The following is a 14,538-nucleotide window of genomic DNA, read 5'->3' on the forward strand; positions in this document are numbered from 1 at the left end:
GCCTGTCGGGACCTTGCCACCGGCCAGCCGTCAGCTCAGTCCTTCTTGAGCGGGATGACCTTCATGGCACTGGTTTCGACGTTCTCGGCAAGGTTGTCATCTTCCTTGGCCGCTTCTTCGGCTACGTCTGCCTCGTCGTCGACTTCCTTGGGTTCAGCGGCATGCACAATCTTGATGGCTGCCGTCTCCTCGGAAACAGGCTCGTCGGAGTCTGGCGCCTCGGGCACGGGTGCAACGGAAACGGAGGAGCTCGTCGGGGCTTCGGCGGACTTGACGGGAGCCCCAGGTGCTGTCGGAACAACAGTCGGGACCACCGTGGCTTCAACGCTGATGGGCTGCCCGCCGTGCTCGAGAATGTCCGCTTCCAAGGTCTTGAGCATGGACTCGGCGTCTTCGACCATGCGGGCGCTGTCGGCGGCATAACCCTTCACGAGCCACTGGGCCAGCGCAAATTCGGCGCTGAGCGCTGCACGCCGGAGCAGGTGCGGGTCCGGAGTCTCATGGCGGGCGGCCGCATAGGCCTGCATCACTGTGTCAACAAAATCGGTGTCGTTGACGGCCACAAGCCAGGCAAAGTCATCGGCCGGGTCGCCAACGCGCAGATCCGTCCACCCGATGACGGCCGTGACCTTGTCATTCTCGATCAGAATATTGTCCTCGTGAAGATCGCCGTGGACAACGCAGGCGTTGAAACGCCAGAGAGTCACATCTTCCATGGCGTGTTCCCAACGGCGCAGCAGAGACGGCGGGATCTTGCCCGTGGTGGCCGACTGATCCAGTTCATTGAGCTTGCGCTGGCGGAACTCGTTGGCCGTGTAACTGGGCAGGTCAGAATTTGTGACAAGTTCCTGCGGCAGATCATGAATGGCGGCTATCGCGGCACCAATTTCCAACGCGAGTGCGGGCGTTCCAGAGGCGAGCCGCTCAACAGTTTGGGCCTTGCCGGTGATGTGCGAGTAAACAAAAGTAATGAGCTCGCCCTGGCGCACGGTTCCAGCCACGGACGGCAAAAGGAACGGCAGCTCGGCCCGGATTGCGGGGGAGAAGGCCCGCAAAACCTGGCGTTCGGTTTCGAGGCGAGTACTGGCCTCGGCATGGCGCGGCGACCGTACCCGCCACCGCCGGTTCTCCGCATCAACGAGCATGGCGGAGCAAAAATCGGCCGCATCATCTGGCTCTGGCGCAAACGCTGTGACATTAAGTCCGGGCACGGCGGCGCTGGCGATCGCGGCCAATTCGATTGCAGTCATTCGTCTCACCCCTCCACCGTAGAACGCTAATGGACCATCCCCCCGCCGTTGGGGCGGCGAGTCGCAAGAACTCATTGCGGCAGATCGGTAACAATTGCGCCGTGGCCCACGTTTTGCCGGAAGAAGTTGTCCACAATCACGCCCGCCCGAATGTAAAAATTCGTCCCCGATGCGTACGGTAGAAACATGACCATTCCCAGCCCGTCCCCCGAAACCCTGCTCGATCGCCAGTGCGAACAACGCAGCGAACCGGGGTATCTGGAGGCGGTGTTGAAATCCGCTGCCCGCCGCGTGGTGGTCTTCCACCGCGGCAAGGCCCTCATGGACGCAGGCTCGCTGGGCTACTTGGATCCCGCAGCGCTCCCGGCGGAGCCGCTGGCAGGGACCACACATGTCTACTTGGCCAAGGCTCTTGCCGGCCACGGCCTCCCCAACGGCACTGACCTTGTCCTGCAGGTTCTTCCGTACGACGCCGGAGACCTCGCCTGGGTGCCCACCGGCGCCGATTTTGCGGGGTACCGTGACGTCGCCAGCACCTTGAATGCCGGTGATGTTGAGGTGTTCATAGAAGCGCAGGCGGTGGCCAATTGGCACGCAACGCATGCTTTTTGCCCACGCTGCGGCGGCCCCACCGAGTCATTGTGCGCCGGCTGGATGCGCCGCTGCGACAAGGACGGCTCGGAACATTTCCCGCGCACGGACCCCGCCGTGATCGTGGCCATTGTGGGTCCTGATGACAAGATTTTGTTGGCCAACAACTTCGCATGGGAGCCCAACAAGTACTCCACAGTGGCCGGGTTTGTTGAAGCGGGGGAGAGCGGCGAGCGGGCCGCCGTGCGTGAGATCGCCGAAGAGGTTGGTGTTGTGCTGGACTCGCTGAGCTATGTGGGCTCCCAGGCATGGCCGTTCCCGCGCTCCCTGATGCTGGGGTTCATGGGTTACACGAAATCCAGCGCATCGACCCCCGACAACGTTGAAGTTAGGGCTACCCGCTGGTTTAGCCGCGAAGAGTTGCAGGCAGAAGTCCTCAACGGCAATGCCGGCATTCCGGGCAGGCTCTCCATTGCCCGCGAGCTCGTTGAGCGCTGGTATGGCGGGTGCATCAACGAACCCGGTGACGCGGTGGACGCCGCTGAACTTGTTGCCCCAGGTGCCACCTTATGAGTTTTGACCCACAGCAATCCGGACTGCCCGTCATGGATGAACGCACTGCGGAAGAACGCATCCTCGCCGGTCTCGATGACGAACAGCGCACAGTAGCAACCACACTCAACGGTCCACTGTGCGTCTTGGCTGGCGCCGGAACAGGCAAAACCCGAGCCATTACACACCGCATTGCCTATGGCGTCCACACCGGCGTGTACAACCCCAACCGCCTGTTGGCTGTGACCTTTACGGCACGCGCCGCAGCCGAGATGCGCACCCGTCTGCGGGATCTGGGCGTGGGCACCGTCCAGGCCCGCACCTTCCACGCGGCCGCCCTGCGGCAGCTGCAGTATTTCTGGCCGCACGCCGTCGGCGGTCAGCTCCCGGGCTTGCTCGATTACAAGGCACAGATCATTGCCGAGGCCGCCCGCCGTCTGCGTCTGCCCACCGATCGCGCCGCCATTCGTGATCTCGCCGCCGAAATCGAATGGGCCAAGGTGTCCATGCTGACGCCCGAGACGTACCTCCTCAAGGCCGAGGACCGCGGCGAACCCGGCGGTTTGGACAAGGTGGCCGTGGGTCGGTTGTTCCAGGCCTATGAGGACGTCAAAGCCGATCGAAACTTGATCGACTTTGAGGACGTCTTGCTCATCACGGTGGGCATCCTGCAGGAAGACCCGCGGGTAGCCGCCACCGTGCGCGACCAGTACCGGCATTTTGTGGTTGATGAGTACCAGGATGTTTCCCCGCTCCAGCAGCGCATGCTTGATTTATGGCTGGGCGGGCGTGATGAGCTGTGCGTTGTGGGCGATGCCAGCCAGACCATTTACTCCTTCACCGGGGCAACTCCGCGGCACCTGCTGGACTTCCCGAAACGTTTCCCCGAAGCGAATGTGGTGAAGCTGGTGCGGGACTACCGTTCCACGCCGCAGGTGGTTGGGCTCGCCAACTCCTTGCTGGGCAACCGGCGCAGTGGCGGCCTAACGGCCGATGCTCTCTGGTCAAAACCCTTGGAATTGGTGGCTCAACGACCTACCGGACCCAGCGCAGAGTTCCTTGAATGCAGCGACGATGAGGCCGAAGCCGCGGCGGTTGCAACCCGCATCAAGGCGCTCATTGGCAACGGCACCAAGGCCAGCGAAATCGCCGTGCTCTTTAGAACCAACGGGCAGTCCGAAGCCTATGAGCAGGCATTGACAGCCACTAATATTGGCTACCAGCTCCGCGGCGGTGAACGCTTCTTTGCCCGCAAGGAAGTTCGCGATGCCATGTTGCAATTGCGGGCAGCCTCCAGGGCGGCCGACGACGAGCCGCTGGGACAGCTGGTCCGCGCCGTACTGCACAACCTGGGGTACCAGGAATGGGCGCCCAAGACCGGTGGTGCTGTGCGCGAACGGTGGGAATCGCTCTCCGCCATTGTTGCCCTGGCCGATGAATTGGCGGTTTCCAGGAGCACCCCGGAGCACACATTCACAATCATTGACTTTGTCGCCGAACTTCAAGACCGGGCAACCGCCCAGCATGCGCCCACGGTTCAAGGCGTCACACTCGCGTCCCTGCACTCGGCCAAGGGTCTTGAATGGGATGCCGTGTTCCTGGTCGGGTTGAGCGAGGGGCTCATGCCCATTTCCTTCGCCGACACCCCCGAGACCGTGGATGAAGAACGCAGGCTGCTCTACGTGGGAATCACCCGAGCGCGCGAATTCTTGAATTTCTCCTGGTCCACCGCCCGCACGCCCGGTGGCCGCGCCAACCGCAGGCCGTCGCGGTTCCTTGACGGGCTCCGCCCCAATACTTCCGCCGGCGCACCGGCGGAGGCTCGACTTTCAGGCGCCCGGAAGTCCCGCAAGCCCGTTGGCCCCTCCGTCTGCAGGGTCTGCAGAAAGATCCTCAATACGGGAGCCGAACGCAAGGTTGGCCGTTGCCCCGACTGCCCGCCCGGCTACGATGAGGCTGTTTTTGAGCAGCTTCGCGAATGGCGGCTGGGGGAGTCCACGAGCGCCTCGGTGCCGGCTTTTGTTGTCTTTACCGATGCAACACTCATGGCCATTGCAGAGGCTGCCCCGCAGGATCTTGACGAACTCGCGGCCCTGCCCGGAGTGGGCCCGTCCAAGCTGGAACGCTACGGAGAAGCCGTCTTGGATATTGTGGCGAACGGCTGATTTTGCCATTGGCAGCCACATCCCGGATGCGTGGTGAATTCCTGCCGCGTCCACCGGCCATTTTCGGGGTGGAAGGTCATGACTGCCGAGTAGGACCCCGGCTGGTTGACGGCGTCCAGAAACAAGAGGGCGTGCGTTGCTGCCATGCCCGCCAGTGTTGTTGCCAAGGCAATGTTTTCCAACAACCCTGGGTGCCGGCCCGGCATGACCGGAGAGACCTGCCCGTCCTGCCACGCGGTGGTGGCCACTCCACGGTGATGATCCACGCACTCGGCACATGCCGTTTCACCCGGGATGACGAGGGGACCCAGCATTCCGTCTTGTTCCCGAATGACCACAAAAAGGTGCGGCCGTTCCGCAGCAACAAAGCGGGCAACGGTGTTGGCCGCGACAACGTCGTGGCCCGTCACGATTGCCAGGTCAAGGCAACGAAGATCTGGGCCGCCCTGTCCGCCGTCGTGCAAGATGTGAGCATTGCAGCCCGGATCGATGCGCAAGAGCCGACGCCGGACGGCCACCGAACGGGCAAGGCCTAGATCGCTGAGCTTGAATGAGCCCGGCCCCACATCACTGGGGCATACCGGGCGATCATCTTCAAGCAGCATTGTCCCCACCCCTGCGCCCACCAGGACACCGGCCAGGGCTGAACCGGTGCGCCCCAACCCCACCAGATGAACCACGGCGTGCTCGCGGCGGTTCATGAGGGTTTTGCAGGGTTGCTGGTGGAGGCCCAGAAGCGAAGCATGCTCAGGCAGAAGCCGCTCGGCACGGAATCCTTCGGCATGTAATTCCGCATCACTAAAGAGATGACTGGCAAGTGCGGCGCACAACTCGTGGGCCCGCGGCGCCTCCACCCCCAGTTCTTCGGCGCGTTTGAACACCAAGGAATCGGTGATTCCTTGGCGAAGCGCGTCCAGGAAGGCCACTTCACAGCCCTGCAGGCCTGCAAGGACCATTCCCCCGGGGCCAAGCCCAATCTGGACAGTGTCAGCGCCGAGGCGAACCATCCGAAGCCCCGGATTGATGGTGGTCATGACGCCCTCCTGCAACTTCAAGCCTTCATGGTTTTTAGTTTCTGTTCCGATCTTGGCACTTAAGGCCCGAGCGCGTGCGAAGTTATCCACAGCCCGCCCCGGAGGATTCGAAACCGTGACGATGAGGTTGTACCGTCGAAGCATGGCAGCACGAACAGCACCGCGTCCTAAAACCATCGGCCGGGGAACGCCCGGGCCCCCGGGGGACTCCGTCTCCGTCCACACGCTCAGCAACGGGGAAGCGGTTGTTGTCCGGCGAACCACCCGGCGCAAAAGTGGGTTGTCCGCCTTTTGGGAAAACGGACAGGCCGTGATCGCCGTGCCGGCACGTTTGAGCCTTGAGGACGAAGGATACTGGGTGCCGCTCATGGTGGCCAAGCTCGAGCAGAAAGCCCGGGCAAACAAGGGCCGTCGCCAGCTTCCCGCCAGCAATGCCGCGCTCATGGAACGGGCCACGTTCTTGTCTGCGAAGTTTCTGGGGTCCCGGGCCGTTCCTGAATCGGTGCGCTGGGTCACCAATCAAAACACCCGATGGGGGTCAGCCACGCCGGCTCGCAAATCCATCAGGATCTCCCACCATGTCCAGGGCATGCCCGAATGGGTGCTAGACTACGTCCTCCTGCACGAGCTGTCCCACCTGATCCACCCAGACCACAGCCCCGCGTTCTGGGCCGAGATGGATGGATACCCGCAGTTGGAACGGGCCAAGGCGTTTCTGGAGGGGGCCGCTTTTGCCGCCGCCCGGGACTTCAGCGGCGCCAATGATGCTGACGACATCGATTCGGAGTAGGCAACAGCAGGAGCCTATGGGCCAAGGAAAACGGCGGCCGGTTCTCCTAAGCGCGGTGGTGGACCACCTGCACTGGAGAAAACCGGCCGCCGGGGCGTGAATCGTTAGGCGTGAAACGTGGGATTACTTCGAGGTGTTTTCGGGCCCGCCGTCATCCGGTGCGCCGTCGGTCTCGTCCTTCGAAGCGTCGTCTTCGGCAGCGAAGTCCTCAAAGCCGCCGTCGAGCAACTTTGCCAGGGCCGCGTCAACGTCCGATTCGGAGGCGTCCTCGGCGCTGCGTCGGGCGCTGAAGCCTGCGGCATCGTCGAGATCGGCAGAGGTGGGCAGGAGGTCCGGGTGGGCCCAGATGGCGTCACGTTCGGCAATGCCGCGCTGCTCCTTCAAGGACGCCCAGAGGGCTGCGGCCTCGCGAAGCCTGCGGGGGCGTAATTCCAAGCCAACAAGCGAACCAAATGCGTGCTCGGCGGGTCCGCCCGTGGCCCGACGGCGTCGGATGGTTTCGCGGATGGCTCCGGCGGAGGGCAGGTTCGCTGCCGCCGCAAAGCTGATCTCGTCAACCCAGCCTTCAACAAGGGCCAGGGCCGTTTCAAGCTTCGCCAGGGCCGCGTCTTGTTCGGGCGTGCGGGCGGGCATAAAGACGCCCTCGGACAGCGCAGCCTGCATGGCCTCGGGGTTGGAAGGATCCAGATTGTGGGCCAGGTCCTCGATCCGCGACATGTCGATGTGGATGCCGCGAGCATACGATTCGATGGCCCCGAGGAGGTGACCGCGCAACCACGGAACCTGCACAAAGAGGCGCGCGTGGGCGGCCTCGCGCAGGGCCAGGAACAACCGGATTTCCTCTTCGGGAACCTCAAGCCCCTCACCGAATTCCTTGATGTTCGTGGGCAATAGCGCCATCTGAAGATCGGCCAGCGGGATACCGATGTCGGTGGAACCAACAACTTCCTTGGCCAAGGCGCCAACGGCCTGACCCAGCTGGAGGCCAAAGAGCGCCCCACCCATGTTGGTCATCATGTTGGCGGCATCGCCCACCATGTTCTTCATTTCTTCGGGCAACTGCTCATTCATGGCCTTGGAGATGGCAAAGGCGATGCTGTTCGCGACCGGCTCCGTCAAGCGCTGCCACGTGCCCAGGGTTTCCTCAACCCATTCGGCGCGCGACCAGGCCCGGCCAATGATGGCGGTCGGGGCAAGATCGGTGAACGGATCCAACCACATTTCGGCCAAACGCAGGGCCTCATCGATGGTCTGCTGCTGTGCCGGGGACACGGAAGGGTCATCCCCGGCCGCAGCCTTGCGGGCGGCATCCCGGGCCAGCTCCCAGTTCACCGGTGTGTCCGAGGAACCACTCATCATGGCCTGAACCTGGGAAAACATTTGCGCCAGCACGTTGGGGTCCGAAGGCAGTCCGGCAGCCTTGGCCAGTTCTGCAGGGTCAAAACCTTCCATGCCCTGGCCACCCAAAAGGTTTGCAAGCATTTCCTGCAGCGGGTCCTTGGGGGTGTCGTCGTCGTCGTTATTGGCTGGTGTGGATGACATGATGGCCCGTTCCTTGGCGTTGACGCTGAATGACTTCACGTTACCGCCGTCGTTGTGACTTGTCGCCCCATGGGTGCCCACTGTTCGCTACAGGCAAAGGGAGCCGCAACCGCGCCGCACCGATGGAGGGAAACTGCCCAGATTCAGTGTCAACTCCCAGCACTGGCTCACGCGCCGCACACAATCACAGCGTAGGCTTAGGGTCCGGTGCCCGTTTTTAAGCGGAAGCACCGGACAGGCCCGGGAATACGGAAAACTGGAGAGGTCACAGCGTTGAGCCACGAGATTGTTAAGACGGCGGAACAATCAGGCACCGTTCGTGACCGCAGAATCACCATGATGATGGTGTCCGGGGTGATCGCCGTGATTTTGGCCGTGGCTGCCGTGACGCTCCCGGTTCCCTATGTTGTTGAATCTCCGGGACCTGCTATCAATACCATTGGCAAATTCAACGGGCATCCCATCATTACCGTCTCCGGCCACGAGAGTTTCCCTGCCACCGAGGGCAGCTTGGATCTCACCACGGTGCATCTCAGCGGTGGTTTGCCTGACAGCCAAATTAACTTTTTTGAGGCATTCACCTCCTGGCTCACGCCGTCCCACACGGTTTACCCTGCCGAGATGATTTACGCACCGGGGGTGAGCCAGGAAGCCGTCAATAGTGAGAACTCGGCTGCCATGACCGGATCGCAGGAGAACGCCACTGCTGCCGCGTTGAAAGCCTTGGGGATCGGTTTCGAGTCGAACCTTGCCGTGGCTTCAATTCCCGAAGATGGGGCTGCTGCCGGAATTCTTAAGCCCGACGACGTGCTTCTCACAGTTGCCGCCAAACCGGTGACAGACCTGTCGGTGATCCAAACGGTCCTGGCCGAAGGCAAAGGCGCCGCCTTGGATGTTGAGGTCCTGCGTGACGGGGCCCAAAAGACTCTGACGTTGACACCGCGGCTGGGCAGCGAAGGAAAGTATCTGCTGGGGGTCTCCCTGCAAAACACCTTCAAGTTCCCCTTTGACGTGAAAATTTCCCTCGAGAATATTGGCGGTCCCAGTGCTGGGATGATCTTTGCCCTGGGCATCATGGACAACCTCACCGAAGGTGAACTCACGGGAGGCAAGGCGTTCGCCGGGACCGGAACCATTGACCCCGAGGGAAGCGTCGGTGCCATCGGCGGCATCGCCCAGAAGATGATCGGCGCACGCGAGAACGGCGCCGACTACTTCCTGGCACCCGGCGCGAACTGTGCGGACGTTGTGGACCACATCCCCAAGGGTTTGCAGGTCATCAAGGTGGACACCCTGACCGAGGCCTACGACGCCGTATCCCTGATTGGTTCGGGTAAAGACGGCTCGGCCCTACCCACCTGCAGGTAACAATTGAGCATCACACGGAACTTTGGCCGCGAACCGTTCGTGGCACCAATATAGAAGTAACCGGCATGATCTGTTCATGCCCCAGTTGAGTAAGAGGTAGAGAGTGACATCCCGACCATCCCCGTCGCCAAGCAGGCCGGTAAGACCTAAACGCCGAAGCGCACTAATGCCCACCATCATTGTGGTGGCCGCATTGGTGGTGGCCATACTGATCTTCTCAGGGGCCTATACCGAACTGTTGTGGTTCAACCAGGTGGGCTTCACTGAAGTCTTCTGGACCGAGCGCATCGCCAAGTTGCTGATTTTCTTGGCGGCATTTTTGATCATGGCGGCGGGAGTTTACTTCTCCATCCGTGTGGCCTACAAGGCCCGCCCCGTCTACGCTCCCGACAGCGCCCGCGAAGACAACCTCAATCGCTACCAGATGCAGCTTGAGCCAGTGCGTCGCGTGGTCATGATCGGAATTCCGATTGTCTTTGGTCTCTTTGCCGGGACCGCTGCCATGGCCCAGTGGGAAAAGGTCATGCTCTTCCTCTACCGTGTCCCCTTTGGTTCCACGGACCCGCAATTCGGCCTTGACCTGAGCTTCTACACCAACACCCTGCCATTTTTGGGCTTCCTGGCGGGCATGCTCATCAGTGCCACGGTGATCGCCTTCATTGCCGGACTGCTCACGCATTACCTCTACGGCGCCATCCGCCTGACCGAACGGGGCATCTTCGCCTCGCGTGCGGCGCAGATTCATATTTCCGTATTGGCCGGCTTCTTCCTGCTGCTGCTCGCTGCAAACTTTTGGCTCGGCCAGTTTGCCACCTTGCAGGACAACACCGGCTACCGTGCCGGTGCTATGTTCACCGATGTCCACGCAGTGATTCCCACCAAGGCGATCTTGGCTGTGGCCGCCCTCATCGTGGCCATCTTGTTCATCGTCGCCGCCTTCATTGGCAAGTGGAAGCTTCCGCTGATCGGTACAGGCATGCTCATTGTCACGGCAATCGTGGCCGGCGGCATCTACCCCTGGGCCATCCAACAATGGCAGGTCAAGCCGTCCGAAGGTGACGTGGAGCTGCCCTATATTGCGCGGAACATTGACATGACCCGGGACGCCTACGGCCTGACCGACATGGAAGTCACCCCGTACAACGCAAGCACGACGGCGACTGCCGGCGCACTGCGCCAAGACGCCGACACCGCCGCGAACATTCGCCTTCTGGACCCGAACCTGATGTCCTCAACGTTTGCCCAGCTGGAACAGTACCGTCCGTACTACAAGTTCCCCAAAACCCTCAACGTTGACCGTTACACGATCGATGGCAAGGTCCAGGATGCTGTGATCGCCGTGCGTGAGCTCAATCCCGACGGCATCAGTTCCACCCAGCAGAGCTGGTACAACCAGCACCTGGTCTACACCCACGGCTATGGTGTGGTGGCCGCCTACGGCAACACCGTCACATCAGACGGCAAACCCAAATTCATGCAGTCCGGCGTGCCTTCCACGGGCGAGTTGGGCACTGATACCAGCTATCAGCCACGGATCTACTTTGGGCAGTCGACCACTGACTACTCGGTTGTTGGCGCACCCGAGGGAACCGCTCCCATTGAGCTTGATCGGCCGCAGGGCAACACCCCGGAAAGCACCGCTGACAACCCGGCCGATGAGTCACTGACTACTTTTGGTGGTGATGCTGGTCCGAATGTCGGCAACTGGTTCAACCGCCTGATGTACGCCCTGAAGTTCCAGTCAACTGACTTGTTGCTGACCAACGGCGTCAATGAAAGCTCACAGATCCTTTACGATCGCACCCCGGCGGAACGTGTTGCCAAGGTTGCCCCGTACCTGACCCTCGATGGCAACCCCTACCCGGCCATTGTTGACGGCAAGGTCAAGTGGATCGTTGATGGTTACACCACCAGCTCCAACTACCCGTACTCCCAGCAGCAGCAGCTTCAGGAAGCCACCACGGATTCCCTGACAGCCGCTGGAGGGGTCGGTGTGATGCCCAATGCTTCGGTCAACTACATCCGCAACTCGGTCAAGGCCACGGTTGATGCCTATGACGGTTCGGTTGACTTGTACGCGTGGGATGCCGAAGATCCCATCTTGAAGGCGTGGCAAAAGGTGTTCCCCACCAGCATCAAGCCGTTTGCGGAAATGTCTGGGGATCTGATGTCTCACGTTCGCTACCCTGAAGACCTTTTCAAGGTTCAGCGTGAGCTGTTGGGCCGCTACCACGTAACGGACCCCACAAACTTCTTCAAGAACACCTTGGCGTGGAGCGTCCCCGAGGACCCCACCTCCACTACAAAGGACAAGCAGCCGCCTTACTACTTGTCTCTGAAGATGCCGGGCCAGGACAAAACGGCGTTCTCGCTCACCACTTCCTTCATTCCCCAGGAAGTTACCGGCACCGATTCCAGGAACATCCTCTACGGTTTCATGGCGGCCAACGGTGATGCCGGCAATGTCAAGGGCGTCAAGAGTGCCGACTACGGAAAACTGCAGCTTCTGGAGTTGCCAGATGCCACCCAGGTCCCAGGGCCGGGCCAGGTCCAGAACAAGTTCCAGTCCGATCCGACGGTCTCGGAACAGCTCAACGTGCTCAAGTTGGGCCAGACAGATGTCATCAACGGCAACCTGCTGACCCTGCCCATGGGCGGCGGCATGCTCTACGTGCAGCCTGTTTACGTCAAGTCCACAGGTTCCACCTCATACCCCACCCTGCAGCGTGTGCTCGTGGCCTTCGGCGACAAGATCGGATACGCGGCTACGTTGAACGAGGCACTTGATCTGCTGTTCGACGGGGACTCCGGAGCAGCCGCCGGAGATGTTGACGTGACGAAGGAACCGGGTACCGGCGGCACCTCTACGGGCGGCACCGGAGGCACCACCAGCACCAACCCGGCGCTTGCCAAGGCACTCAATGACGCCAGCGCTGCCATTAAGGAGGGCCAAGCCGCCCTGGCCAAGGGCGACTTCACAGCCTATGGTGCAGCCCAGAAGAAGCTGGAGGCGGCCATCGCGGCAGCCGTTACAGCTGAGGGAGCGGCGCCGGCAACTCCGGCACCCACCGCGACACCGACGCCGAGCGCGGCACCCTAGCGCCGACGTCGTACATGGATAGTCGTACATAGGCGAAGGAGGGGCCCAGCCAACCGGCTGGGCCCCTCCTTTTTGCTAGGAGATGAACGTCACGTGCCCTCAGTTTGGCCCTGCGGTGAATGGACGGTAAAGTAATAATCACATCGCGGGGTGGAGCAGTTCGGTAGCTCGCCGGGCTCATAACCCGGAGGTCACAGGTTCAAATCCTGTCCCCGCAACGATAAAGAAAATCCTCGGTCTTCGGACCGGGGATTTTCTGCATTCTGACCCTAAAAGGGCCAGATCACGGGCACCAGGAACACGCCAACGGCTAGATACAGGACCATGACTACGCCGCCAAACTTCCAGTAATCGCCGAATTTGTACCCGGCCGGGCGCATGATCATCATGTTGGCCGGGGTGGCAATGGGCGTCAACAGTGCCGCCGCAGAGGCCACGCTGACGCACATCAGCACTGTCAGGGGTGACAGGCCTGCCTCTGTGGCTATGGACAGCGCGATCGGAATGATGATCAAGGCCGTCGCCGTGTTGCTGATGAGCTGGCCCAACACGGCCGTGACAAGGAAGATTCCGAACAACAGCAGGTACCTACTTCCGCCGCCGGCCAGGGTGATGATGCCGTCGGCCAGCATTTGCGCCGTTCCGGTCTTGGTGATGGCGGCCGACAAGGGAATCATGCCAGCCACCAGAATCAACGTCTGCCACGCCATGGAGCGGTGCGCCTGCCCCATCGTGACCACGCGGCACAGGACCATCGCCATGGCCGCCAGGAGTGCGGCCACGGCTGCAGGAACAACGTTGGTTGTCATCAGGACCACCATGGCCAGCAGGACCGTCAACGCAGGAACTGCGCCAGGCCCCAGTGGCACGGTCTGGCGGCGGATGGCATCGGGGGAGTCAACCAGGAGGACGTTTTGGTCCAGCGTGTGTTTGTCCAGGGCCTGCCAGCTGCCTTGGAGCAGGAGGGTGTCGCCAGCCTTGATGCGGGCGCCTGGACCAACCGTGTCCGCTGCGCGGCTGGTGGGAGCTTGCCCGGCCCGTTGGTGGGCCAACACCACAAGCGCGCCGCTCGCGGTGACCATGCCCGGGTAAATGTCTGTGCCGATGAGGTTTGACCGTGGCGCCACCAACACCTCGGCAACGCCAAAACTCTTGCTGACCAAGCCACAGGCAACTGAGCCGGTGCGGGTGGCTTCCACCACCATGTCGTGCTCTTTGGCAAAGGCGGAAATTGCCAGGGGTGCTCCACGCACCACGAGGAAGTTCCCAGATTCGAGTGTTTCCGTCGCCAGAGGCCTCCCATCTGCATCCTGGACTGTGAGCAGATGGACCTCCCCCCGGACGCCTGGCAGCACCCCGGCAATGGGTTCACCTGCATGGGGGCTGTCCGCAGGAACATGAAGCCTTAGAAGTTCATGTTCTTCCGGCCAATAATGGCCCAAGATGACGCGGGGGTGATCGCTAAGGTCTTTGGGTGTGCTGTCCGGCTGGCGGCGCGGCAACAGCTTTGGCCCCACGTAGATGGCGGCCACCATGGTTCCGGCCAGCAACGGAAGCCCCACCAAGGCAAATTCGAAGAAACCGATGCCGCGTCCGGTGGCCTCAAGAGCCGCTTCAAGGATCAAGATGTTCACGGGGGAGCCCGTCAGCACCAGCAGCGAACCGGCATGGGCGGCAAAGGCCATCGGCATCAGCAGCTGCCCGGGTTCCCGGCCAAGCCGAACGGCGAGGACGACCACCATGGGCAGCAGTGCGGCGACGGCCCCATTGACGCTGATGATTGCTGTGAGAAGAGCGGTAAAGGCCATGATGAGCGCGATGAGTCTCGTGCGGCTGTCGCCGGCAAATCTCACCAGCAGCCCGCCCATCCACGTGGTTATTCCGGCCGCATCGATAGCTTCTGCCACAACAAAGAGTGCGGCAATGAGGATGACAGTTTGTGAACCAAAGCCTGAAAAAGTTTCATTGACATCAATTATTCCGGTGGTAAAAAGTAGCAGGGCAACACCAAGGGCCACTATTTCAACGGGAATCTTGTTCCAGACAAATATGACAATCGTAATTGTCAGAATAAGCAGCATTACGGCGATATCGCTCATAACCACAGGCTAATGAACATGGGGCCGCAGGGCAATTGAGAAACCAG

The 14,538-nt window shown here is 61.4% G+C and carries 9 protein-coding genes and 1 tRNA gene; 6 read left to right on the forward strand and 4 right to left on the reverse strand.

The genetic code is table 11. From position 1 onward, the window contains the following. Positions 1-35: 35 nt before the first annotated feature. Entirely contained in the window at positions 36-1,250 is a 1,215-nt protein-coding gene (locus BLV41_RS00380) for a macrolide 2'-phosphotransferase (RefSeq protein ID WP_074709532.1), read from the reverse strand. 186 nt (positions 1,251-1,436) lie between these two features. Between BLV41_RS00380 and nudC the strand changes: the two genes are divergently transcribed. Further along, a complete protein-coding gene (gene nudC, locus BLV41_RS00385; protein WP_074709534.1) occupies positions 1,437-2,414 on the forward strand; it encodes an NAD(+) diphosphatase in 978 nt (325 codons plus the stop codon). Then, complete coding sequence (locus tag BLV41_RS00390; protein ID WP_244516661.1) at positions 2,411-4,558, forward strand: ATP-dependent DNA helicase UvrD2; 2,148 nt, start codon at positions 2,411-2,413, stop codon at positions 4,556-4,558. Before nudC ends, BLV41_RS00390 begins: the two co-directional genes overlap by 4 nt. Here the strand turns inward: BLV41_RS00390 and BLV41_RS00395 are convergent. Beyond that, positions 4,519-5,592 carry a TOMM precursor leader peptide-binding protein gene (locus tag BLV41_RS00395; protein WP_170835392.1) on the reverse strand — a complete coding sequence of 358 codons (1,074 nt, stop codon included), beginning with the start codon at positions 5,590-5,592 and terminating at the stop codon, positions 4,519-4,521. The two genes, BLV41_RS00390 and BLV41_RS00395, sit on opposite strands and share 40 nt — an antisense overlap. A 142-nt stretch (positions 5,593-5,734) precedes the next feature. Between BLV41_RS00395 and BLV41_RS00400 the strand changes: the two genes are divergently transcribed. Further along, the gene (locus BLV41_RS00400) at positions 5,735-6,382 is read left to right on the forward strand and encodes a M48 metallopeptidase family protein (protein WP_083360510.1); all 648 of its coding nucleotides are present in this window, start codon (positions 5,735-5,737) and stop codon (positions 6,380-6,382) included. Positions 6,383-6,505: 123 nt separating this feature from the next. Here BLV41_RS00400 and BLV41_RS00405 read toward each other — a convergent pair whose 3' ends face one another. Further along, the gene (locus BLV41_RS00405) at positions 6,506-7,924 is read right to left on the reverse strand and encodes a zinc-dependent metalloprotease (protein WP_074713000.1); all 1,419 of its coding nucleotides are present in this window, start codon (positions 7,922-7,924) and stop codon (positions 6,506-6,508) included. 273 nt (positions 7,925-8,197) lie between these two features. Here BLV41_RS00405 and BLV41_RS00410 point away from each other — a divergent pair, with 273 nt between their 5' ends. From BLV41_RS00410 to BLV41_RS00420, 3 genes are all read left to right on the forward strand, one after another. After that, a complete protein-coding gene (locus tag BLV41_RS00410; protein WP_074709538.1) occupies positions 8,198-9,292 on the forward strand; it encodes a YlbL family protein in 1,095 nt (364 codons plus the stop codon). 166 nt (positions 9,293-9,458) lie between these two features. Beyond that, on the forward strand, positions 9,459-12,392 hold the full coding sequence (locus BLV41_RS00415; protein WP_074709540.1) for a UPF0182 family membrane protein: 2,934 nt from the start codon (positions 9,459-9,461) through the stop codon (positions 12,390-12,392). A 144-nt stretch (positions 12,393-12,536) separates the two neighbouring features. Then, a tRNA-Met gene (locus tag BLV41_RS00420) sits at positions 12,537-12,610 on the forward strand. Positions 12,611-12,661: 51 nt separating this feature from the next. On the opposite strand, the gene BLV41_RS00425 is transcribed toward BLV41_RS00420, so the two are convergent. Beyond that, positions 12,662-14,491: an SLC13 family permease gene (locus tag BLV41_RS00425; RefSeq protein ID WP_074709542.1), complete on the reverse strand. Its 1,830-nt coding sequence runs from the start codon at positions 14,489-14,491 to the stop codon at positions 12,662-12,664. Between the last annotated feature and the right edge of the window lie 47 nt (positions 14,492-14,538).

It is taken from the genome of Arthrobacter alpinus (assembly GCF_900105965.1).
Classification (GTDB): Bacteria; Actinomycetota; Actinomycetes; order Actinomycetales; family Micrococcaceae; genus Specibacter; species Specibacter alpinus.

Coding starts and splice junctions, on each gene's coding strand:
- BLV41_RS00380 (WP_074709532.1), bottom strand. CDS start 1,250: ATGACTGCAATCGAATTGGCCGCGATCGCCAGCGCCGCCGTGCCCGGA.
- nudC (WP_074709534.1), top strand. CDS start 1,437: ATGACCATTCCCAGCCCGTCCCCCGAAACCCTGCTCGATCGCCAGTGC.
- BLV41_RS00390 (WP_244516661.1), top strand. CDS start 2,411: ATGAGTTTTGACCCACAGCAATCCGGACTGCCCGTCATGGATGAACGC.
- BLV41_RS00395 (WP_170835392.1), bottom strand. CDS start 5,592: ATGACCACCATCAATCCGGGGCTTCGGATGGTTCGCCTCGGCGCTGAC.
- BLV41_RS00400 (WP_083360510.1), top strand. CDS start 5,735: ATGGCAGCACGAACAGCACCGCGTCCTAAAACCATCGGCCGGGGAACG.
- BLV41_RS00405 (WP_074713000.1), bottom strand. CDS start 7,924: ATGTCATCCACACCAGCCAATAACGACGACGACGACACCCCCAAGGAC.
- BLV41_RS00415 (WP_074709540.1), top strand. CDS start 9,459: ATGCCCACCATCATTGTGGTGGCCGCATTGGTGGTGGCCATACTGATC.
- BLV41_RS00425 (WP_074709542.1), bottom strand. CDS start 14,491: ATGAGCGATATCGCCGTAATGCTGCTTATTCTGACAATTACGATTGTC.